The organism is Salinivibrio sp. ML290, from assembly GCF_001995695.1.
Taxonomy (GTDB): Bacteria; Pseudomonadota; Gammaproteobacteria; order Enterobacterales; family Vibrionaceae; genus Salinivibrio; species Salinivibrio siamensis.
The window spans coordinates 36,409-58,450 of sequence record NZ_MUEY01000004.1 but is presented as its reverse complement, the minus strand read 5'-3'; the positions used below and the strand labels follow the sequence as shown (position 1 = coordinate 58,450).

At 52.1% G+C, this 22,042-nt stretch carries 16 protein-coding genes; 8 read left to right on the top strand and 8 right to left on the bottom strand.

Annotated elements, in window-relative coordinates; translation table 11 throughout:
* Position 1: 1 nt before the first annotated feature.
* From leuC to leuA, 3 genes are read right to left on the bottom strand one after another with little or no spacing between them, the layout of a single operon-like run.
* Complete coding sequence (gene leuC / locus BZG23_RS05460) at positions 2 to 1,423, bottom strand: 3-isopropylmalate dehydratase large subunit (protein ID WP_077606378.1); 1,422 nt, start codon at positions 1,421 to 1,423, stop codon at positions 2 to 4.
* 21 nt (positions 1,424 to 1,444) lie between these two features.
* Complete coding sequence (leuB, locus tag BZG23_RS05455) at positions 1,445 to 2,539, bottom strand: 3-isopropylmalate dehydrogenase (RefSeq protein WP_046074262.1); 1,095 nt, start codon at positions 2,537 to 2,539, stop codon at positions 1,445 to 1,447.
* A gap of 2 nt (positions 2,540 to 2,541) precedes the next feature.
* Positions 2,542 to 4,104 carry a 2-isopropylmalate synthase gene (gene leuA / locus BZG23_RS05450; RefSeq protein ID WP_046074261.1) on the bottom strand — a complete coding sequence of 521 codons (1,563 nt, stop codon included), beginning with the start codon at positions 4,102 to 4,104 and terminating at the stop codon, positions 2,542 to 2,544.
* A gap of 524 nt (positions 4,105 to 4,628) precedes the next feature.
* Between leuA and BZG23_RS05445 the strand changes: the two genes are divergently transcribed.
* The 5 genes from BZG23_RS05445 to ilvN all read left to right on the top strand — a co-directional run bounded on the left by BZG23_RS05445 (position 4,629) and on the right by ilvN (position 10,885).
* The gene (locus BZG23_RS05445) at positions 4,629 to 5,165 is read left to right on the top strand and encodes a phosphatase PAP2 family protein (RefSeq protein WP_046074260.1); all 537 of its coding nucleotides are present in this window, start codon (positions 4,629 to 4,631) and stop codon (positions 5,163 to 5,165) included.
* Positions 5,165 to 6,292 carry an MJ1255/VC2487 family glycosyltransferase gene (locus tag BZG23_RS05440; protein ID WP_077606377.1) on the top strand — a complete coding sequence of 376 codons (1,128 nt, stop codon included), beginning with the start codon at positions 5,165 to 5,167 and terminating at the stop codon, positions 6,290 to 6,292. Before BZG23_RS05445 ends, BZG23_RS05440 begins: the two co-directional genes overlap by 1 nt.
* Positions 6,293 to 6,463: 171 nt before the next feature.
* Positions 6,464 to 8,251: an AMP-dependent synthetase/ligase gene (locus BZG23_RS05435; RefSeq protein ID WP_241837185.1), complete on the top strand. Its 1,788-nt coding sequence runs from the start codon at positions 6,464 to 6,466 to the stop codon at positions 8,249 to 8,251.
* A 418-nt stretch (positions 8,252 to 8,669) separates the two neighbouring features.
* Entirely contained in the window at positions 8,670 to 10,388 is a 1,719-nt protein-coding gene (locus BZG23_RS05430) for an acetolactate synthase 3 large subunit (protein ID WP_077606375.1), read from the top strand.
* Complete coding sequence (ilvN, locus tag BZG23_RS05425) at positions 10,388 to 10,885, top strand: acetolactate synthase small subunit (protein ID WP_046074256.1); 498 nt, start codon at positions 10,388 to 10,390, stop codon at positions 10,883 to 10,885. The genes BZG23_RS05430 and ilvN overlap by 1 nt, the downstream gene beginning before the upstream one ends.
* A 60-nt stretch (positions 10,886 to 10,945) precedes the next feature.
* Here ilvN and treC read toward each other — a convergent pair whose 3' ends face one another.
* The 5 genes from treC to pykF form a co-directional block, all read right to left on the bottom strand.
* Positions 10,946 to 12,610: an alpha,alpha-phosphotrehalase gene (gene treC, locus BZG23_RS05420; RefSeq protein ID WP_077606374.1), complete on the bottom strand. Its 1,665-nt coding sequence runs from the start codon at positions 12,608 to 12,610 to the stop codon at positions 10,946 to 10,948.
* A gap of 58 nt (positions 12,611 to 12,668) precedes the next feature.
* Positions 12,669 to 14,087: a PTS trehalose transporter subunit IIBC gene (gene treB, locus BZG23_RS05415; RefSeq protein WP_046074254.1), complete on the bottom strand. Its 1,419-nt coding sequence runs from the start codon at positions 14,085 to 14,087 to the stop codon at positions 12,669 to 12,671.
* Positions 14,088 to 14,238: 151 nt separating this feature from the next.
* Positions 14,239 to 15,195, bottom strand: coding sequence for a trehalose operon repressor TreR (gene treR, locus BZG23_RS05410; RefSeq protein ID WP_077606373.1), 957 nt, complete (start codon positions 15,193 to 15,195; stop codon positions 14,239 to 14,241).
* 283 nt (positions 15,196 to 15,478) lie between these two features.
* Entirely contained in the window at positions 15,479 to 16,156 is a 678-nt protein-coding gene (locus BZG23_RS05405) for a hypothetical protein (protein ID WP_077606372.1), read from the bottom strand.
* A 118-nt stretch (positions 16,157 to 16,274) separates the two neighbouring features.
* On the bottom strand, positions 16,275 to 17,687 hold the full coding sequence (gene pykF / locus BZG23_RS05400) for a pyruvate kinase PykF (protein ID WP_077578786.1): 1,413 nt from the start codon (positions 17,685 to 17,687) through the stop codon (positions 16,275 to 16,277).
* A gap of 631 nt (positions 17,688 to 18,318) precedes the next feature.
* On the opposite strand from pykF, the gene BZG23_RS05395 reads away from it, so the two are divergent.
* The 3 genes from BZG23_RS05395 (at position 18,319) to BZG23_RS05385 (ending at position 22,035) form a co-directional block, all read left to right on the top strand.
* Positions 18,319 to 19,710, top strand: a complete 1,392-nt coding sequence (locus tag BZG23_RS05395) for a transporter substrate-binding domain-containing diguanylate cyclase (protein ID WP_198532115.1) — start codon at positions 18,319 to 18,321, stop codon at positions 19,708 to 19,710.
* A gap of 229 nt (positions 19,711 to 19,939) precedes the next feature.
* Positions 19,940 to 20,632 carry a translesion DNA synthesis-associated protein ImuA gene (imuA, locus tag BZG23_RS05390; RefSeq protein WP_046074250.1) on the top strand — a complete coding sequence of 231 codons (693 nt, stop codon included), beginning with the start codon at positions 19,940 to 19,942 and terminating at the stop codon, positions 20,630 to 20,632.
* Positions 20,632 to 22,035 (top strand): Y-family DNA polymerase, encoded by a 1,404-nt coding sequence (locus BZG23_RS05385; protein ID WP_046074249.1) that lies wholly within the window; start codon positions 20,632 to 20,634, stop codon positions 22,033 to 22,035. The genes imuA and BZG23_RS05385 overlap by 1 nt, the downstream gene beginning before the upstream one ends.
* Positions 22,036 to 22,042: the final 7 nt, after the last annotated feature.

The following is a 22,042-nucleotide window of genomic DNA, read 5'->3' as shown; positions in this document are numbered from 1 at the left end:
CTTATAATTGATTAACGTCGACAAAATGGCCCGCAATCGCCGCCGCTGCGGCCATGGCTGGGCTGACCAAGTGGGTGCGGCCTTCACGGCCTTGACGCCCTTCAAAGTTGCGGTTACTGGTGGAGGCGCAGCGCTCTTTGGGGCCCAAGCGATCGTTATTCATCGCCAAACACATTGAGCAGCCGGGCAAGCGCCATTCAAAGCCCGCTTCGCGGAAAATCACATCCAGCCCTTCTTGCTCCGCCTGTGCCCGCACTTGCTCTGAGCCTGGCACCACCATGGCATGCACGCCCTCTGCCACACGTCGCCCTTTGGCAACCGCAGCGGCCGCACGCATGTCTTCAATCCGTGAGTTGGTGCAAGAGCCAATAAAGACTTTATCGATACGGATTTGGTTGATGGCTTGACCGGGTGTCAGCCCCATATATTTTAATGCGCGTTCTGCCGAGTGACGTTCAATCGGATCGTTCATTGTCTCTGGGGCAGGCACGGTATCATGCACACTGACCACTTGGCCGGGGTTGGTGCCCCAGGTCACTTGATGGTGAATTTGACTGCCATCGAGGGTGACCACGCGATCAAACTGCGCATTGGCGTCCGAATGCAAGGTTTGCCAATAGGCGATTGCCTGCTGCCATTGCTCGCCTTTCGGGGCAAATTTCTTGTCTTTTAAATAGGCAAAGGTGGTGTCATCCGGGGCGATCAGGCCAGCTTTGGCGCCTAATTCGATTGCCATGTTGCACACCGTCATTCTCCCTTCCATCGACAAGTCGGTGATTGCGTCCCCGCAAAACTCCACCACATGCCCGGTGCCGCCGGCATGACCGACCTTGCCAATAATGGCTAGGACAATATCTTTGGCAGTGATCCCGGGGGCGGTTTTGCCCGTGACTTCAATTTTCATCGTGCGGGCGCGGGATTGCTTGAGCGTTTGGGTGGCCAGCACGTGCTCGACTTCTGAGGTACCAATGCCAAAGGCCAGTGCACCAAAAGCGCCGTGGGTTGCGGTGTGGGAGTCACCACAGACGATGGTGGTGCCGGGCAGGGTAATACCAAGCTCGGGGCCCATCACATGCACAATGCCTTGGTAAGGGTGATTCAAGTCATACAGGGTGACACCGAACTCTTCGCAGTTTTTGGCCAGTGTTTCCATTTGGATACGCGCCATTTCTCCTGACGCGTTAATGTCTTTGGTTTCGGTGGAGACATTGTGATCCATGGTGGCGAAGGTTTTACTCACTTGGCGTACCGGACGCCCTTTTTCCCGCAGGCCATCAAAGGCTTGTGGTGAGGTCACTTCGTGCACCAAATGGCGGTCGATATACAGCAGCGGCGCTTCGCCGGGCTGCTCGGTGACAATATGGGCTTGATGAATTTTTTCGTACAAGGTCTTGGCGCCTTGCTGGGTGTTTGCATTCGACATAGCTCGTATCCTTACGGGTAATTATTCTGCGCCTTGGCGGATATAGGCGGCGATACGATCGCCCATTTGTTCGGTACTGAGGGCAGGATGGTTGCCCGCCAGATCAGCGGTCAGCTCACCGGCCGCCAGTGCTTGGCTGACCGCATGCTCAATCGCACAGGCCGCGTCTTCTTCGCCTAACGAGTAGCGTAACATTAGCGCGGCGGAGAGAATTTGCGCCACTGGATTGGCGATATTTTTACCCGCAATATCGGGCGCAGAGCCGCCGGCGGGCTCATACAAACCAAATTTACTCGCGTTCAAGCTCGCAGATGGCAGCATGCCCATTGAGCCGGTGATCATTGCGCACTCATCGGAGATGATGTCACCGAAAATATTCGAGCACAGCATCACATCAAATTGCGACGGGTCTTTAATCAGCTGCATGGTGGCGTTGTCGATATACATATGGCTCAAGTGGACATCCGGATAGTCTTTGGCCACCTCTTCCACCACTTCACGCCATAGCATTGAGCTTTGCAACACATTGGCTTTATCGATTGAGCACACTTGCTTATTACGCAACTGAGCCGATTGGAAGGCAATGCGGGCGATACGCTCAATTTCATAGCGATGATAAACTTCCGTATCAAACGCTTTTTCCTCGCGGCCTTCACCTTCACGTCCTTTGGGCTCACCAAAGTAAATCCCACCGGTTAGCTCTCGCACCACCACGATGTTAAAGCCTTTGTCGGCAATGTCGGCGCGCAGCGGGCAAAAGCCTTCGAGACCAGTGTGGATTTGTGCCGGACGCAAGTTACAGAACAGCCCAAAGTGTTTGCGCAATGGCAGCAAGGCACCGCGCTCCGGTTGCTCGGTTGGCGGTAAATGCTCCCACTTTGGGCCGCCCACTGAACCAAATAAAATTGCATCGGCTTTTTCACACCCAGCCAAGGTTTGTGCGGGCAGCGGCGAGCCATGGGCATCAATCGCGGCACCGCCCACAGGATAGTGGTGACGTTCCAAAGTGAGTGAGAATCGCTCGCTAACCGCATCAAGCACCTTCTCGGCTTGCGTCATGACTTCGGGGCCGATACCGTCACCGGGCAAAATAGCAATCTGATGTGCGCTGGCCATGGTTATACTGTCTCCTGTTTTAAGTGGGATTGTTCCTTAATCTGGGCGATTTTGTCGGCGCGATAAATGGCATTGATCACATGCAGTAGCGCTTCACCTGAGGCTTCGATAATGTCGGTCGACACCCCGGTGCCGTGATATTTACGGCCCTTGTAGTTAGCAATGATGTCGGCTTGGCCGAGACCATCTTCTCCTTCCCCTTTGGCGGTCAGATCGAATTTATCCAGTTCAATGTCATAGCCGGTAATGCGGTAGATGCACTGATAAAGGGCATCGACGGGGCCGTTACCAATCGCCGCCTCGCGTTTCTCTTCGTCGCCACATTGCAACTTGATGCTGGTGGTCGCCATTAGGCTGCCGGATTGCACGCCTAAATAGTTCAGCTTGTAGAAGTCGTCCTCTTCTTTGAGGTTGTTGAAGAACATCAAGGCTTCTAAGTCATAATCGAACACCTGACCTTTACGATCTGCCAGCTGCAAGAAAGATTGATACAAGGTGTCTAAATCGTAATCTTGTTGGTCGTAGCCAAGGTTATCCATGTGGCTTTTCACTGCGGCACGGCCGGAACGGCTGGTCAGATTAAGCGCCTTTTTGCCCAAACCAATCGACTCTGGGGTCATGATTTCGTAGGTGTTTTTGTTTTTCAGCATGCCATCTTGGTGGATGCCGGAGGAGTGGCTAAAGGCATTGGCACCGACCACGGCTTTATTGGGTTGGATTGGCATGTTGCAAAGCTGACTAACTAACTTGCTGGTGCGGGCAATTTCGGTGTGGTTCAATCCTGTTTCTACGCCTAACAAGTCAGCGCGGGTTTTCAAGATCATCGCAATCTCTTCCAGCGCGCAGTTCCCCGCACGTTCACCGATGCCATTGATAGTGCCTTCCACTTGGCGAGCGCCGGCTTGAACCGCGGCAATAGAGTTGGCCACCGACATCCCTAAGTCATCATGACAATGGACAGAGATCACGGCTTTGTCGATATTCGGTACGCGGTTAAACAAGGTCGCAATGATATCGCCGAATTCACTCGGCACTGTGTAACCCACCGTATCTGGGATATTGACGGTGGTCGCACCGGCATCAATCGCCGCTTCGACCATACGGCACAAGTTATCTATTGGGGTGCGCCCGGCATCTTCGCAGGAAAACTCCACATCGTCCGTGTATTGGCGTGCATGCTTAACGGCGCGTACCCCCATCTCGACCACGTCATCGTAGCTGCGGCGAAGCTTATCTTTGACATGGATGGTTGAGGTGGACAAAAAAGTGTGGATACGAAAGGCGTCAGCGGCTTTGAGGGATTCGGCGGCCACATCTATGTCTTTAGGAACCGCGCGAGACAAGGCACAGACACGTGCATGTTGCATGTGCTCGGCAATGGTGCGCACGGATTCAAAATCGCCCGGTGAGGAGACCGGAAAACCGGCTTCAATAATGTCTATCTTCAAGCGGTCCAAGGCTTGGGCGATCTGCAATTTCTCTTTGACGGTTAAACTTGCTGACAGCGCCTGCTCGCCGTCGCGTAAGGTGGTATCAAACAGAATGACTTGGCTGTTCTCGCTCATGGGTGACTCCCTGTTGTGTTTGCTTGGCCGCCTTGAAGGGCTCTTTAATTGGCGCTTGATATTATTTTGGCGACGTTAGATACAAAAAAACCCGCGTCTGGCGCGGGTTTTTGAGATTTGGCATTCACTGTTTTCTGCCCAAAACCTACCCGCGCGACTGGGTCACGATAAGGAGGAGGATGAGGCGTAGGTGAAACAGTGTCATGCTGATGTCCGTCAGTAAATATTCTGTTACCAGAAATAACAGAGCGATGGGGAAAGCGTCAATCTGAAAAAAACAAAACCCGTTTTCTGCGCAATATAATGGTAAAAAACTGGTTAATTAAACTGGTTTTAAAACTAAAAGTTAGATTTTTGTACTGTGCTCTGGCGCGGCTTTGTCCAGTCTTCATTATTTTTACTTGTCCCAACGTGCCTGAGCTCAAGCGGCGACGTAAATTCATCGAGATGACCCAATAACGTCACCGACCTGTCATACCGGCTGACTAGAGTTTAACCATCAGCTCGCCGCATTGGGAGGCAGGATGAGAAGCTTTACCGCGATTCAACGCTTCGACCACACGGTGTCGACACTGTGTTTATCTCACCGCTTTAGCGCTGGCACAGCGAAAATAGCCCGTGCCGTTTCCCGTTCAGGTGACGGGCCACTCTATCTGGTGATTGGCTTTACTGCATGGTGGCTTCATGAGGCGGTCGGGCTCTGGTTTTTGCTCACAGGATTGACGGCTTTTGCCATCGAACTCCCGATCTATTGGGTACTTAAACGCAGCTTTCGGCGCGCACGTCCTTCGCAGTTACCTGCCTTTATCACGCCTTCCGATCTTTACAGTATGCCATCAGGCCACACGGCCGCGGCTTTTCTCATGGCCTCATTGCTGAGCACCTTTTTTCCTTCGTTAACCCTTTTGGTGTTCATCTGGGCCAGCCTAATCGGTATTTCGCGCGTGTTACTGGGCGTGCACTTTGTGAGCGATATCGTGGTTGGCGCTGGGTTAGGGCTGCTGTGCGCGACGTTGGCACACAGTATCACTTTCGATCTTTACGGAATAACAGGTATTTAATGAAGCTTTTATACGGTGTTCAGGGAACCGGTAACGGGCATATATCGCGAGCCCGCGCCATGGCTCGTGCCTTGGCCGGATATGATGTCGAGGTCGATTTTGTTTTTTCTGGGCGGCCAGCCGAGCGTTATTTTGATATGGCGCCATTTGGTGACTATCGCACGTTTACCGGCATGAGCTTTGTCAGTCGTGATGGCAAAATTGATATGTTAGCCACCGCGCGACACAATCGTTTTACACAGCTACGACGTGATATTCGCCAGCTTGATGTATCAGGCTACGATAAGGTCATCTCTGATTTTGAACCCATCAGTGCGTGGGCGGCGCGCCGGCAAGGGGTGCCATCGGTGGCCATCAGCCACCAAGCGGCGTTTTCTCACGCGGTGCCCAAACATGGGGAAACGCTGATCAATCGCATTATCATGCGTTATTTTGCGCCAACCGACTATGCCATTGGCTTGCATTGGTATCACTTTAACCAACCGATTTTACCCCCAATTATTGATACCACTCCGGTGGATAAAGCGGTGGCATCGTCCACTTCGGAGAGGGCGGTGCTGGTGTATCTCCCCTTTGAATCTTTATCTGCAGTCAGTGAGCTGCTGTTGCGCTTTAGCCAGCCTTTTATCTGCTTTCACCCCGAGGTTAATGCCCCCTACCAACGTGAAAACCTTACGCTAATGCCCTTAGGCAAAGAAAGCTTTCACACGGCGCTGCATCAGTGCCAGGGCGTGATCGCAAATGGGGGATTTGAGCTTCCATCGGAGGCATTAAGTTTAGGGAAAAAGCTCCTTTTAAAGCCATTGTCTGGTCAGTTTGAACAGTTGAGTAATGTCGCAACACTTTCTCAGCTTGGGCTAGCACACAGTATGGATAGCTTGAATGCGAGCGCGGTACGTGAATGGCTGCAGGCACCGGCGGTGGGCGCGATTGGGTACCCAGATGTTGCTCAAGCATTGGCGGAGTGGCTGGTAAAAGGAGAGTTAAGTCAGACACGTAGCCTGTTTCACCATCTATGGGCTCAGGTTGACTATCCAGAAACGGTTGAGGAGTCGATTTTGGACTTTAATCGCTCATCAATGCGCATGGATCCACACCCACTCAGGTTGCAACGCTTGATTCGGTAGTGCGATGTGCGGCGCGCGCCGATAAGCTGCTTCCACAAGGCTGAATCACGTTTTTACATTTTTGCTAGAGCATTCACTCAATTTCTCTTGAGTTTGATGGTGCGCTCGGTAAACTCGCTGTCATTATTGAGCGTACATGTGTTCGCCAAACGGCGAGCCAAGAGAGACTCCGTGAACACCCAAAACCATATCGTCACGCGCATTCGCGATCAGATTGCCGCCCAAAATGAACGCGAAGCAATCCGCTTCCAACAAGACACGCAATGGATAAGCATTAGTTGGCGCCAGCTAGGCGAACGCATCGATCAGCTGTCACGCTGCTTACTCAACGCTGGCTGTCAGGTGCAGCAAACCGTCGCCATTTTTGCGCCGAACAGCGAAAAATGGGCAATGTTGGACTATGCCGCGTTGCAAATTCGCGCCGTACCTGTGCCGATTTACGCAACTAGCACCGCCCAGCAAGCCGCACACATTATCAATGATGCAGACGTGCAGTGGATTTTTGCCGGTGACGAACAACTGGAGAGCGCGGTTGCTGCCCTTGAACACTGCCCCAACGTCAAAGGGGTGGTTGCCCTAAGTCAAGAGACGGCGGTTCCCGCGCATCCCAAGGTGTGGGATTGGGCCAGCTGGCTATTGCAAGACGATCGCGGCTATCAAGCCGAGTTAGACGCGCGCATTGACGGACGATGCATGGACGATCTGACCACCTTGATTTATACCTCCGGTACTACGGGCGATCCGAAAGGCGTGATGCTGGATTATGCCAATGTGGCGGCGCAGTTGGATGTGCACGATCAAGTATTGGCACTAAGCCCCGATGATGTCTCTTTGGCCTTTTTGCCGCTTTCTCATGTGTTTGAGCGCGCATGGAGCTATTACGTCCTTCACCGCGGGGCGGTCAATTGCTATCTCTCCAACCCGCTTCAGGTGCGTGATGCATTGGCCGAGGTCAAACCGACGGTAATGTGTGCGGTACCGCGTTTTTATGAAAAAATCCATGGCGCTATCCACGACAAACTCAGTCGGGCCACAGGGATCAAACCCCATTTATTCCGATGGGCACTGCGCCAAGGTGAGCGTCATGCTGCGCAATTACGCACCGGCCAGTCTCCGTCTTGGTGTCAGCAATGGCAATTGGCGTTGGCCGACAAGCTGGTGCTCAGTAAGTTACGTGCGCTACTAGGTGGCAAGATGCGTTTGATGCCATGCGGTGGGGCGCGTCTTGACCCCGAAATCGGCGCGTTTTTCCACGCGATAGGCATTAACGTCAAGCTCGGTTATGGCATGACCGAAACCACCGCCACGGTCTCTTGCTGGGACGATACCCGCTTTGATCCCCAATCGATTGGCCATCCGATGCCAGGGGCAGAAGTGCGAATTGGGACGGACGATGAAATTCAAGTCCGTGGGCCGATGGTAATGCGGGGTTACTTTAATCAGCCTGATGCGACTGCCGCCACCTTTACCGAGGATGGCTTTTTGAAAACCGGCGATGCGGGGTATCTTGATGCCAAGGGCAACGTATTTATCACTGACCGAATCAAAGAGTTGATGAAAACCTCAGGCGGTAAGTACATCGCACCACAGCGGGTGGAAGGCGCTTTGGTGCGCGATCATTTTATCGATCAGATTGCGGTGGTGGCCGAGGCGCGTCATTTTGTATCGGCCTTGATTGTACCTTGCTTCGATGCCTTAGAAGAGTGGGCGCGGGCGGCCAATATCGAATATCAAAATCGCAAAGAGCTGCTAAAACACGCCGATGTCGTGGCCTTGTTTGAAAAGCGTTTGCAGAGCTTACAACATGAATTGGCCAAATTTGAGCAAGTCAAACGCTTTACCTTGTTGCCACAGGGCTTTTGCATGCACAGTGGCGAGCTCACGCCGACCATGAAACTGCGCCGCAAAGTGATCCTTTCACGTTACCAACATCACATTGACACCATGTATCAACGTTAGTCCTGGTGCATCAAAGCGGGGGAAGGTTTCTCATGGCTGAGAATCTTCCTTTGTTTTCGTTATTTGTATGCCTTTTCCCCCTTTTTCCTCCCCACGCCTGAATAGCAAATCTGGCAAAGTGTCGATTTTATAGTGGATGTTTCCAATTTCCTCCCCCGTGGTCAGCGTAAACCAGCAACATTAACTCAACATTTAGATTAAAAATGTAAATACTGATTAGCTAATAGACAGTTTTGCAAATAAAACGTTACATTGATTGCAGCTTCATCCGAAGCAGGCCAAGTGACAATCTAACGCCGCCTTACCGCCAGTATTTGGTTCAGATGTCCGCGTGGTGAGTGACCACCAGTACATCCAAGAGTAAGGGGCAGGATTAGGCTAAAAGTAAGTCCTAACTATGCAAACAGGGAGGCGTAGAGTGGAAATGTTATCCGGTGCCGAGATGATCGTGCGCTCCATGATCGATCAAGGCGTAAAACATATTTTTGGCTATCCAGGCGGGTCGGTACTGGATATTTACGACGCATTACACGAAAAAAGTGATATCGACCATGTGTTGGTGCGCCACGAACAAGCCGCGGTACACATGGCCGATGGTTATGCGCGTGCCACGGGGGAAGTGGGCGTGGTTCTGGTCACGTCAGGCCCAGGGGCAACCAATGCCATTACCGGCATTGCCACCGCGTATATGGACTCGATCCCCATGGTGGTGTTTTCTGGCCAAGTCATGAGCGGCCTGATTGGTAATGATGCCTTCCAAGAGTGTGACATGGTGGGGATCTCCCGCCCGGTGGTCAAACACAGCTTTTTAGTCCAGCGCGCCGAAGATATTCCCAATATTGTAAAAAAAGCTTTTTATCTTGCCGCGACAGGACGTCCCGGCCCTGTGGTGGTGGATATCCCCAAAGACATGCTGAATCCGGCGCAAAAGCATCCGTATCAGTACCCTGATAGTGTGCGTATGCGCTCTTACAACCCGACCACGTCAGGGCACAAAGGTCAGATCAAACGTGGCTTAAAAGCGCTACTGGCAGCGAAAAAGCCGGTGCTATACGTCGGTGGTGGGGCCATCATGGCCGACTGCGGCGAGCAAATTCGCCAGTTGTCAGAAAGTCTAAACATCCCCGTCGTTAGCACATTGATGGGCCTGGGGGCGTTTCCCGGCACCCATGATCACGCGCTGGGTATGCTGGGTATGCATGGCACCTACGAAGCGAACATGGCGATGCACCAAGCCGATCTGATTTTTGGTATTGGTGTTCGTTTTGACGATCGTACCACCAACAATCTAGAAAAATACTGTCCCGATGCCACCATCATGCACATTGATGTGGATCCTTCCAGCATTTCTAAAACCGTGGCCGCAGATATTCCCATCGTCGGCTCGGCGGATGCGGTATTAAATAGCATGCTCAAATTGCTGGTGGAGCAAGGTGGCAATAACGACAGCGATGCGATCAGCACCTGGTGGCACAATATTCAGATTTGGCGTGAGCGCCAATGTTTGCAATATGTCGCTGATCCTGAGCGGATTAAACCCCAGCAAGTGATTGAAACCTTGTATCGCCTCACCCATGGCGAGGCGTATGTGACCTCAGACGTCGGGCAGCATCAAATGTTTGCGGCACTCTATTATCCGTTTGATAAACCACGTCGTTGGATTAACTCCGGCGGCTTGGGCACCATGGGCTTTGGGCTACCCGCCGCCATGGGGGTGAAGTTTGCGCTACCGGACGCGCAGGTGGTGTGTGTCACCGGTGATGGCAGTATTCAAATGAACATTCAGGAGCTGTCGACGGCATTGCAATACGACATTCCGGTCGTGATCGTCAACCTCAACAACCGTTTCCTCGGAATGGTCAAACAATGGCAGGACATGATTTACCAAGGCCGCCATTCGCACTCTTATATGGACTCGGTGCCGGACTTTGCTGCGATCACTGAGGCCTATGGTCATGTGGGGATGCGCATTAATCACCCGTCCGAGCTGGAAGCGGGCTTAGAGGCAGCCTTAGCGATGAAAGATCGCTTGGTCTTTGTCGATATCAATGTTGATGAAACCGAGCACGTTTATCCGATGCAGGTACGCGGTGGGGCGATGAATGAAATGTGGTTGAGCAAAACGGAGAGAACCTAATGCGCAGTATTGTATCGGTTTTAATGGAAAACGAACCAGGTGCCTTGTCGCGCGTGGTGGGCTTATTCTCTCAGCGTGGCTACAACATTGAATCACTCACGGTGTCACCGACGGATGACGCAACCTTATCGCGCTTGAATATCACCACCTCGGTGGTGAGTGACGCGGACCGCGAGCAAATCGAAAAGCACCTGCACAAGCTGATTGATGTGCTGAAAGTAAGCAATGTGACTGAAAGCGATCATATTGAGCGCGAGCTGGCGTTGGTGAAGGTGAAAGCCAGCGGCTTTGCCCGCGCGGAGGTAAAACGCACCGCCGATATTTTCCGCGGTCAGATTGTGGATGTGACGCACTCGCTCTACACCGTGCAGTTGACGGGTGACAGTGACAAGTTAGATGCCTTTATTCGCGCGGTCGGTGAGATTACCGAGATCATTGAGGTGGCACGCAGCGGTGTGGTTGGCATCGCACGCGGCGAGCGAGCGTTGCGTCAGTAACCAAAGCCACTGGCCGTTGAAAGAAAAATGGCACGCCAAGGCGTGCCATTTTTGTGTCGGTTAAGCGGGATGAATCAAATACACCAAGGATTCATAGGGTGCCAGTTGCATTTCTGGCATTAAGGGCTTGGCTTCTGGGTAATTATGGCTCACCAAGTCTGCGTTCGGGGCCGGGGCGAGAGGCAAGGTCGCCGTGACCCGTTCGCCATAAAAATTACACACCACCACCAGTTGGCTATCGCCATTGTCGCGACGATAGGCGAGCAGTTGTGGGTGGTCAGGCAACAAGTCCTGATAATCGCCTTCACGGATCACGGGTAAGGTTTTACGCAGGGAAATCAGCTTTTTGTAGTGATAGAACACCGAGTCTTTATCCGCCAGTGCGGTGTCGACATTGACGTCAACATAGTTAGGCGCAGGCGTTAGCCACGGTGTACCTGTGGTAAAACCGGCGTTTGCTGAACTGTCCCACTGCATAGGCGTGCGTGAATTATCGCGCGAGCGTGCCGCCAGAATGGCCAGCACTTCCCCTTCTGGCATGCCTTGGTCGCACAGCAGACGGTGCATGTTGCGACTCTCAACGTCTTGATAGTCATCGATACGCTGATAGCCAGGGTTAGTCATGCCAATTTCTTCCCCTTGATACACGTAAGGCGTGCCTTGCTGCATATGAATCGCAGTGGCAAGCATTTTAGCTGACGCGACCCGATAGTGGCGGTCATCACCAAAGCGGCTGACCACACGCGGCTGGTCGTGGTTACACCAAAACAGTGCGCCCCAACCTTGATTATGCAGGCCGTGTTGCCAAGTGCGGAAAAGCTGTTTTAGGGCCAAGAAGTCAAACGGCGCCAGTCGCCACTTCTCGCCGCCCGGATAATCGACTTTTAAGTGGTGGAAGTTAAACACCATGGAGAGCTCTTTGCCATCCGGCGCGGAGTATTGCTGACAGTGCTCCAGAGTGGTTGAAGACATCTCGCCCACGGTGACGCTGCCGTAATGCTGAAAAATATCCCGGCTGATCTCTTGCAAGTACTCGTGGACGCGGGGACCATCGGTATAAAAACGGCGACCATCGCCTTGATGATCGTTGGGAAAGGACTGATCTTTGGAGATCAAATTGATCACATCGAGGCGAAAGCCATCCACGCCTTTCTCGGCCCAAAAGGCCATTACGTCTTTGACGGCTGCCCGCACCTCAGGATTTTCCCAGTTAAGATCGGCCTGTTCGGTGGCAAATAGGTGGAGGTAATACTGGCCGGTGGGTTCGTGCCATTGCCACGCGCTACCACCAAATTTTGATTGCCAGTTGTTAGGAACACCGCCGTTAACCGGATCTTTCCAGATGTAGTAATCGCGATAGGGACTGTCTTTACCAGTCAGCGCTGATTGGAACCAGGGGTGCTCGGTCGAGGTGTGGTTAATCACAATATCCATGATGATGCGGATATCGCGCTTATGCGCCTCGGCGAGCAGGGTGTCGAAGTCGTCCATGGTGCCTAGGCTGGGGTCAATCGCATAATAATCGGCAATGTCGTAGCCGTTATCGACTTGTGGTGATACATAAATGGGGGTTAGCCATAATGCATCGATGCCCAAGGTCGAAAAATAGTCCAGTTTTTCGATAATGCCCGGCAGATCACCTGTCCCTGTTTGTGTGGTATCACGGAAGCTTTTCGGGTAAATCTGATAGATGGTGGCCGTTTTCCACCAGGGATGTGCGTGCATAATGTCTCTCTTAACGCTAAAAAAGCGGGGAGCGTACTCCCCGCGGACGGAATGGGAATTAGACGACCGCCAATTTGCCTTTGCTGGCCTGGCGGCGATACATAAAGGCGGTGAGTGCGATTGGCACCAAGATGGCGATTAACATCGCGACTGCGTAAACACCCCAGAATTGTGGCTGGATAGATAAGATGCCTGGTAGGCCCCCGACACCAATACCGTTGGCCATCACACCGGAAAGACCACACACAATGGCGGCCAGCGCTGAGCCAACCATCGCGCACAGCATTGGGAATTTGTAACGAAGGTTAATCCCGTACATGGCCGGCTCTGTCACGCCAAGGTAGGCGGAAATCGCCGCGGGCACAGAGATTTCACGTTCGTTTTCTTTCTTGCTGACCCAAATAATGCCAACCACCGCCGAGGCTTGAGCAATGTTGGACAGGGCAATCAGCGGCCAAATAGGCGTGCCGCCCATTTCCTGCATCAGCTGCAAGTCCACCGCGTTGGTGGTGTGGTGAACACCGGTAATCACCAAAGGTGCATAGAGGAAGCCAAATAGCGCTGCGCCGATAAAGGCGAAATCACCGGTCATCGCCGTGCGAGCCAAGAAGGCGACGCCGTTGCCGATTTCACGCCCAAAGGGACCGATAAGGGTGTGCGCCAGTACCACTGAGGTGAGCAGCGCGACAAACGGCACCACCACAAGGTAAAGGTAATCTGGAATAATACGTTTTAACTGGGTTTCAATAAATGCCAGTGCCATCCCCGCAAACATGGCTGGGATCACCTGTGCTTGGTAGCCGACTTTTTCAATTGAGAACCAGCCAAAGTCCCACACTTCGGGCATCTCTTTACCGATAAGGTAAGCGTTCATCAACTGTGGCGATACTAGGGTAATACCTAGCACGATACCCAAAATGGGTGTGCCGCCCATTTTTCTCACCGTCGCCCAACATACGCCGACAGGCAGGAAGTGGAAGATGGCTTCGCCAAGCAGCCATAAGAAGCCGTGAGCGGTGGCCCAAAACTCACTGATTTCGGTCAGGGTTTTGCCATCGAACATGCGGATATCGCCGATCACATTACGGAAGCCGAGGATTAGACCACCGGTGATAATCGCGGGTAAAAGGGGAACAAAAATTTCCGCGAGGTGTGAGATGGCACGCTCAGTCAGGCTCATATTTTGGCGCGCGGCTTGTTTGGCCTCGTCTTTTGACTGGCCTTCCACCCCGGTTTGTTCCTCTAGTAGGGCGTACACTTGGTCGACATTGGTGCCGATCACCACCTGAAATTGACCGGCGCTGGTAAAGCAGCCTTTGACCATGGGGAGCGCTTCAATCGCAGCCACGTCCGCTTTTTCCGGATCGTTTAGCACGAATCGTAAACGGGTTAGGCAGTGGCTAACGGTGGCGATGTTGTCTTTGCCGCCAATATGCGTGACCAATTGGTCAATGGCTTTTTTATCTATCTGGCTCATAAGCAATCCTGTATTGCTGTAGGGTATTCATTGGTAACGTTCCCACTGATTATGGATCGTACTAATCCAATTATCAGTGGAATCGTTCCCATTGTTTGAAAACCATCACACAGAAATTTGTAACTGCCTGATTTTTGGTGTTGGTTGAAGGTTAGGGTGTCACCAGGTGGCAAGGTTGTGTCCAGTGGCTAACCACGGGATCGTCGTCATCCAGCTGCTTGAGTAGCAAGTCGGCCGCATGTTGCCCTGCTTGGTGGTAACCTAGCTCCACACTGACGGCGCGTGGAAACATAAAGCGTAGCATGTCGTGATTGCCAATGCCGCCAATAGCGACGTCTTCTCGCCCAAGTGTTTGTAGGCGTTTCGCGACCCCCAGAGCGAGGGTATCGGACGCACAAACAATGGCATCGGTCTGTGTATTGATGAGGCTATCTGTGGCGTTGTAGGCGGCATGTAAGCTCATCTCGCAGCGGTGTAGTCGTGGTGAGATCTGGTGGGTTTGGCAAAAACGCTGATAGGCACCAGAGCGGGCGAGGCCTGTGGTTTCATCTCGCTCATCAATCCCTAAGAAAGCAATATGTCGACACCCTTGATGATAAAAGTGATCCATCACTTGTGCGACCGCGCCTTGGTTGTCATAGCTGACGCTAACGTATTGATCACTATCGACGGCTAGCACAACACAGTTAGGGGCGAATGGCGCTAGCGCGTTGAGATCACAGCCAGAAAAACCAAAAAAGATAATACCGTCGACATTACGGCGTTTCAGCACATCGAGGTGAGCTTGTGCTTTTTGTTGTGAGAACTGGCTCTCCATAATGGCAGCGTCATACCCCTTGGCATACAAGGTATTGAGCAGGCCAGTCAGTGCAGTGTTTTCTGAATTGGAGCTGAGTTTCGCCACGATCACCCCCACGACGCCACTGCGTTGTGCACGCATCGCACGTGCGGATTTAGAGGGCATAAAGCCATGCTGATCGATCACGGCTTGTACTTTCTCGCGTGTGCTGTCTTTGACCCGTGGATCATCGTTTAGCACACGAGATACGGTTGATTTTCCCACCCCGGCTAAGCGGGCGATATCCAAAATGGTCAATGCTTTTGTCATCTTGCTCTCTGCAGTCACACTAAATCAGCAGCTTAGTCGCCGCCTGTTGGGGGGTGATGATAACAGGCGTGATTGGCGCTTGCGATTTATTGATTAATTTGTAAACTATTGCCTGATTTTTGAACAGACTTCCCGCTTTAGACTGAAATGATGATGAGTCACCCATTACTACAAACAATCAATAAGTGCCTAGTACGCGTTACCACCCTGACCTTGGCGGTGATGGCCGTCAAGTTTAGTGCCATCTATTTGGTACCGTTAGCGGTATTGATAAAAACCCACTTCAAAGAAATTGTCCACTGGTAAAGGTGCCGATCCTGTCTCCGACCACAGTATTTAGTCCCAGCCAATAGTGTTGATAAGCGCGGCTGTGGGCTTGTGGTCGCGCAGAGACAAGCCCGCGCAACACTGGCATTAAGCGCTGCCAACTGGTTGCAAATTCAAAGCCGATATCAGGATGAGTGAGGTAGCGTAAATGCTGGGCGACAAGCGGCTGTATTGCGTCTGCGAGATACGGGTTGATCCCGGCAAAGRGCGTGTAATGAAGCTGCTGATGCCAGTGCGCCACGGCCGCGACGTCACGATAATCCTTGGCTGGCAGATTCTGTAGGCTGTGCAGTAAACCCAGTAGGGTCAATGAGGTCGGCTCATCCAACCGAGGCGGCAGCCTATCCATGAAAGCGCCAACCATTGCCTGTATGCCAGACGCGAGAGGTTGCCAGTCTGTCTGACTTAAGGGCATTAACTGGTATCCGAGTTGGGGTTGGTAGCTGATGCGTCCCGCCATGGCGAGTAAATGCAAGCCATCACGTGCCGTTGCTGTGGTTAAACCAAGTTGCTCGCATAAGGTGGCGACGGTGAGTGAATAATTGCCGTGCGCATTCGGTGTTAATGTGAGCTGGCGGGTTAATACTGCTGCCCAAATATGCGCCATGGCTTCTTGTGCTTTGGTTGGTTTCATTGCGCTTCCTGCTGTGCCTTCTTTTATCATGCCACTGAACGGGTGATAAAAAAACGCCCCGAACGAGTCGGGGCGTGATGGTTTGTAAAAACCGCTTAGGTCTGCAGTAAACGTCTTATTACAGAACGTGCACAGAGGTGGTGTTGGTGGTACCAGACGGCACGAGTGCGCCTGAGACCATGACCACGATATCGCCTTTGTTCGCTAAGCCTGACTCTAGCGCGATGGTTTTACCACGACGGTAGAACTCATCGGTGCTATCGATGCTTTCGATCATCACAGGTGTCACCCCTTTGGTCAGACACAAGTGGGCGGCTGTTTTCGGGTTAGTGGTGACCGCAACAATGTTCGCGGTTGGGAAGTACTTACGCACTGAGCGCGCTGACTTACCTGCTTCAGTCGCAACGACAATCAACGGGGCACTGAGCTTTTGAGAGGTATCGACCGCGCCTTTACAGACCGCTTCGGTGATACGTAGGCGGTCGCTATCAAGGCGAGAGCCTAAGGCTGGAGACATTTGACGGTCTGTGCGCTCACAGATTTGTGCCATAATGCTCACCGCTTCTAATGGATACTTCCCTTTTGCCGATTCACCTGACAGCATCACCGCATCGGTGCCGTCCATGATGGCGTTGGCCACGTCACCTGCTTCTGCGCGGGTTGGGCGTGGGTTTTTGATCATCGAATCTAGCATTTGTGTCGCCGTGATAACCATCTTGCGTGCACGGTTACATTTTTCGATCATCATCTTCTGCGCGAAGATCACTTCTTCAACGGGGATCTCTACACCGAGGTCACCACGAGCAACCATGATGCCGTCAGATGCTTCCAAGATAGCGTCAAAGTTGTCGACACCTTCTTGGTTCTCAATTTTAGAGATGATCTTGATGTCGCTACCGCCGTTTTGCGCCAATAGCTCGCGGATTTCTTCTACGTCTTCTTTCTTACGAATAAATGAGGCAGCAACAAAATCAACGCCTTGCTCGCAACCAAATTTCAGATCCGATTTATCTTTTTCAGCCAGCGCAGGCAAGCTGACAGAAACGCCTGGCAGGTTAACGCCTTTGTTTTCGCCGAGCTCACCGTTGTTGAGTACTTTACAAACCACTTCTTTTTCAGTCGTTTCTAGTACTTCCATCTCAAGTAGACCATCATCAACCAGTACTGTATCACCCGCTTTTAAATCTTGCGGCAGACCAGCGTAGGTCACGGCGACGCGTTCTTTATTGCCCACAACAGAGGTATCTGTAGTGAATGTAAAGGTTTGACCGGCTTCCAGTAGCACATCGTCGCCACCTTCCAGTTTTACCGTACGGATCTCAGGACCTTTGGTATCCAGCAAGATAGCGGCTTGTTTGCCGGTTTGCTTCATCACATTACGCAAGTTGGCGATACGCGTACCATGCTCTTGGTAATCACCATGTGAGAAGTTAAGGCGCATGACATTCATGCCAGCTTCAACAAGCTGAGTAAGCATCTCTTCAGATTCGGTTTTTGGGCCAATCGTACATACGATTTTGGTCTTTTTCATCGACACATTTCTCCGGTCAAAAATTGAAACATAAGCCTGATGCTTTCTCACAACACACCGAAAAGTGTAATTTTACCACGCACTTTTACTACTTAAGTGGCTGTGAAAGCGAATTTTTTGCATTTTGCAATGACGTTACCGCAGCCAGGGTTGCTGTGGTGACGTCACTGTTTATCGATCGTGAGTATAGATTGTCTGCGGTGATCTGTGTTGATCACGGGCAATAAAGGCTTCATTGACAATAAAGCACTCAATAGTGCTCTGTCTCATGAGTCTTCCCTTCCTTTGGGGCGCGTAAATTTACCACAGCTGACGATTTAAATCATTACAACCCGATGACAGCACACTGGTGAATCAAGATATTTTTATCATGATTACGCTTTCTGTTGATGTTTCCACCTTTACCATACGACGTATTCCTTTTTGCTGCTTTTATCGGCCATCAGTGGCCATTTGCATGCTTTCTGATGTGATCTAGCTTCCAATTTGAACTGGATCATGCTTTTTTATTAAGTCTTTTGCGTTCCCTTAGAATTTATCTACCATCAAGACTCTTTGAATGGACTGTCTAATAATGTTTGCGCGCACTTTTCGACTTTTGACAGGGATGCTGCTCCTGGCCTGCACGTATGTGAGTACGTTTGCATGGGCTGACGACGCCTATCTGTCAGAAGAAAAAGACATTTTAGTCGCCACTCATCCTTCGGTCTGGAAGCCTTACAGCTACTTGTCTGATGATGGCCAACCAAAAGGCTTGTTGGTCGACTTCTGGCAAGCCTACGGCCAATATAATCATGAGCCCGTACAATTTGTGTTACTCGATTGGGCCGACACGCTCGCTTATATGAAAGAAGGCGGTAACCGTGTTCATGCGGGGTTATTGAAGTCCACCGAACGCGAGGACTACCTCGATTTTGTTGCGCCTATTTTTAATATTGATGGTTCGTTATACATCCGCAATGAAGCGCGCGGCACCAAAACAGATACGCTTGTCGGCGGTAAGGCAGTCGGTGTTGTTGCAGGCAGTTATGAGTCAAGCTATCTCACCGAGCATTATCCGGACGTTGAACAACAGACTTACGACAATAATGAGCGGTTATTTGACGCCGCTTTCAGTGGTGAGATTGATGCGCTAGTGGCGGATAGCCAAGTCGCTAWTTTTTATATGCTCACCTTTGATAAGCCATTGACGTTTGTCGCAGAGCAAATCCTTTACACACGCCCGATTTATGCGGCGGTGCCCAAAGGCAACCAAGCCTTGCTCGCGCAAGTTCGCGAGGGAATGAGTAACATACCGGCGGAAGAGCTGTTACGCATCAAGCAAAAGTGGATCAATACCGAGCGCGTCGAGGCTTACCCGGCTTGGCTTATTCCCAGTATCGTGTTGTCGGTGCTGTTAGGCGCGGTGACCTATATCTTTATTCTGAAACGCATGGTGTATAAACGCACGGTCGCATTACGCCGAGCGAATGCACGTTTGCGAGAGTTTGCTAACACCGATCCTTTGACGCAGTTATTAAATCGCCGTGGGCTCGAAACCTACTTTACCCGCTTAAAACCCAAGCTGAGCCGCCAGCAGGAAGTAGGATTAATTTTGATTGACCTTGACCATTTCAAGCAGGTCAATGATACCTATGGACATATGCAAGGCGATAAGGTGCTGGTACATCTGGCGAGCTATTTAAAGCGATGTGTTAAAAAAGGGGCCGCTGCGCGTTTAGGCGGAGAAGAGTTTTGCATCTTATGCCCGACCCAAGATTTAGATGCCTTAATTGAAATGGCTAACCACATTCGCTGCGATATTGCGGACACGGTGTTTGAATTTGGCGGCGCCGATATTCGTGTCACTGTGAGCATTGGTGCCATTGTTTCCAGTGATGTGGTGGAGGAGATAAAGCAGCTAGAGCTAGATGCGTTGATCCATGCCGCTGATCTTCTCATGTATCGCGCGAAAGACCGTGGCCGCAACCAAGTGATGCTCGCTTCTTCGCAATCCGTTAATACCCCCATCGTCGAAATATAATACCGTTTACTGTCGGGTAAAGTGGGTAATACTTTACGCTGGGGAAAGCACCTACTTATTCCCTAGCCGCAATGGCTAATGATTGCGCGCCATCCGTCCCGAAGCTGCTGCGGTGTCACGCATGTCTTTTTCTCTTTGATGCACCATCCTCCTCTTTTCTGCTTTTTTGTTTTCTTTCCTTGCAGCGTTTTTATCATTAAATATACTGTATATATATACAGGTATTTTAATGATGAAAACACTCGACCAATTAGTCCAACAACACGGCCTATGGCGCGCCAGTCAGCGGCCGTTAATGGCGGAATTACCCGATAAAAAAGCGACCGGTTACACTGCCTTTGATCAGCGCCTTGGCGGGCTTCCGTCTCCAGGTGTGACGGATATCATCAGTGACTATGGCGTCGGTGAGTTGCGGCTGGTGTTACCGGCGTTGTATCACGCGAGCGGCCAGCAGGTGGTGTGGATTCGTCCACCGGTTGGACTCAACGCAGCGATGCTACATCAGCAAGGCTACTCCACAGACAACACCTTGTTGGTGTCCCCCAAAAGCGATCAAGATGCGCTGTGGGCCGCCGAGCAAGCTGCGCGCAGTGGTGCGTGTCAGGCGGTGTTGTTATGGCCATCTTCGCTCACGGTTGGGCAAGTGAAGCGCCTAAAACTGGCGGCCGAACATGGCCAATGTGCGGTGGTACTGTTGCGCCGCCAGCAGACGTACTCATTGACATTACCGGTTGATTTAAGCGTGGCGCTGGCGCCTTCCGCATGTGGCGTAACGGTCACGGTGCGCTATTGTCGCGGCCAATGGCCACCGGCCCCGTTTACCCTCGATTGGCGCACGCAATGGCCCGCGTTGGTGACCAGGCCGAGTAATGCAGAGAATTTGCTTGCCTTTCCTTCACGGCAACAGCGGGAGCAAGCGTGATGTCATTGTGGCTGTATCTGCATTGCCCAAGCTTGTTGTTAGATAGCCTTTATGCGCCGTCATCGGTGCAAGCAGTGGGGCTGGTCAGCGAGCAAGAAGGCCGTTTAGTGCAGCTTTCTGTGGCGGCTAGCACGCACGGTTTGAATACCGGCATGGGATTAGGGGCAGCGGCGCTTATTTGTCATCAGCTCGCGGTCTACCCTTATTGCGCGGTGAAAGAGCAGTCCGCGCTTGAGCAGCTTGCCGCACAGCTTTATCCGCTGGTCGCAGAAATCAGCCTCAATCCCCCTAAAGGTTTATGGCTACACGTGTCACCGATGTTGGCCTTATATCAAGGGTTTCCCCCACTATGGCAGGCGGTGACTCAAACGCTGGTGGAAAGTGGTATTCGTTATCAAGCTGGGGTGGGCGAAACGCCGCGAGCCGCCGAGCTGATGGCGTATGGCCACGCGGGCAAGGTCAGTACCGATCCTGAGCACTTACAGGCGGCTTTGCAGCAACTGCCGTTGACCGCAGCCCCTTTACCGGAGACGGTGAAAACCCAGTTTACGCGTCTGGGCCTCTCTCAGTTAGGTGAGCTTATCGCCTTGCCCACCGCTTCGCTGACGCGACGTTTTCCGCGCTCTGTGGTGGATTATCTTGCTGAAGTGAGTGGCGATAAGCCGACGACGCTGCGTTATTTTCAGCCACCGCTGCAATTTTTTCAGCAACGGGTTTTATTATTTGAGCTTAGTGAGCAAGCCCATTTATTGCCCATTATCGAGAATCTCGTCTCGGCACTGTGCCGCTTTCTTGAGCAGCGTAGTGCCTGCACCCCCGCGCTAACGTTGGGCTTTAGCTTGCGTGATGGATGTGAAGAAACCTTGCCGGTGATGGCCGCGCATGGCGAGAAAGACGTCGAGCGCTGGATGGCATTGGTGCGTTTACGGCTGACGTCATGGCAAGTGAGCCAGCCAGTGACGGCAGTGAGTGTGCGCGCCACGCAAATTGATTGCCATCAGCCTGGACAAACCGATCTCTTTAGCGCGCAGCAAGGCGAGCAAAACCGTGATGAGTTGGTCGCGACACTGGCAGCCCGACTAGGAGAGGAGGCGGTCATGCGGTTAGCGTATGTGGATCATCACCGTCCCGAGTCGGCCAGCCAACATGTTCCTCATCACCATCGCGCCACGCCGACGGCCTCGGCACCCACGCGCCCACGTCCAAGCTTATTGTTGCCGCAACCCACGCCACTGATTGGTAAGGTCACCTTACGTGAAGGGCCGGAGCGGATTGTCACGGGCTGGTGGGAAGGCGCGCCTATCCAGCGCGATTACTTTATTGCCCAAAACGCCCAGCAACAATGGCTGTGGGTGTTTCGCACGCCAGAGCAAACTTGGTTTTTACACGGCTGGTTTAGTTAGACGGTGA

What these genes read in the sequence shown, in the direction of transcription:
- leuC (WP_077606378.1), bottom strand. Translation starts at nt 1,423, where the DNA reads ATGTCGAATGCAAACACCCAGCAAGGCGCCAAGACCTTGTACGAAAAA.
- leuB (WP_046074262.1), bottom strand. Translation starts at nt 2,539, where the DNA reads ATGGCCAGCGCACATCAGATTGCTATTTTGCCCGGTGACGGTATCGGC.
- leuA (WP_046074261.1), bottom strand. Translation starts at nt 4,104, where the DNA reads ATGAGCGAGAACAGCCAAGTCATTCTGTTTGATACCACCTTACGCGAC.
- BZG23_RS05445 (WP_046074260.1), top strand. Translation starts at nt 4,629, where the DNA reads ATGAGAAGCTTTACCGCGATTCAACGCTTCGACCACACGGTGTCGACA.
- BZG23_RS05440 (WP_077606377.1), top strand. Translation starts at nt 5,165, where the DNA reads ATGAAGCTTTTATACGGTGTTCAGGGAACCGGTAACGGGCATATATCG.
- ilvN (WP_046074256.1), top strand. Translation starts at nt 10,388, where the DNA reads ATGCGCAGTATTGTATCGGTTTTAATGGAAAACGAACCAGGTGCCTTG.
- treC (WP_077606374.1), bottom strand. Translation starts at nt 12,610, where the DNA reads ATGCACGCACATCCCTGGTGGAAAACGGCCACCATCTATCAGATTTAC.
- treB (WP_046074254.1), bottom strand. Translation starts at nt 14,087, where the DNA reads ATGAGCCAGATAGATAAAAAAGCCATTGACCAATTGGTCACGCATATT.
- treR (WP_077606373.1), bottom strand. Translation starts at nt 15,195, where the DNA reads ATGACAAAAGCATTGACCATTTTGGATATCGCCCGCTTAGCCGGGGTG.
- pykF (WP_077578786.1), bottom strand. Translation starts at nt 17,687, where the DNA reads ATGAAAAAGACCAAAATCGTATGTACGATTGGCCCAAAAACCGAATCT.
- imuA (WP_046074250.1), top strand. Translation starts at nt 19,940, where the DNA reads ATGATGAAAACACTCGACCAATTAGTCCAACAACACGGCCTATGGCGC.
- BZG23_RS05385 (WP_046074249.1), top strand. Translation starts at nt 20,632, where the DNA reads ATGTCATTGTGGCTGTATCTGCATTGCCCAAGCTTGTTGTTAGATAGC.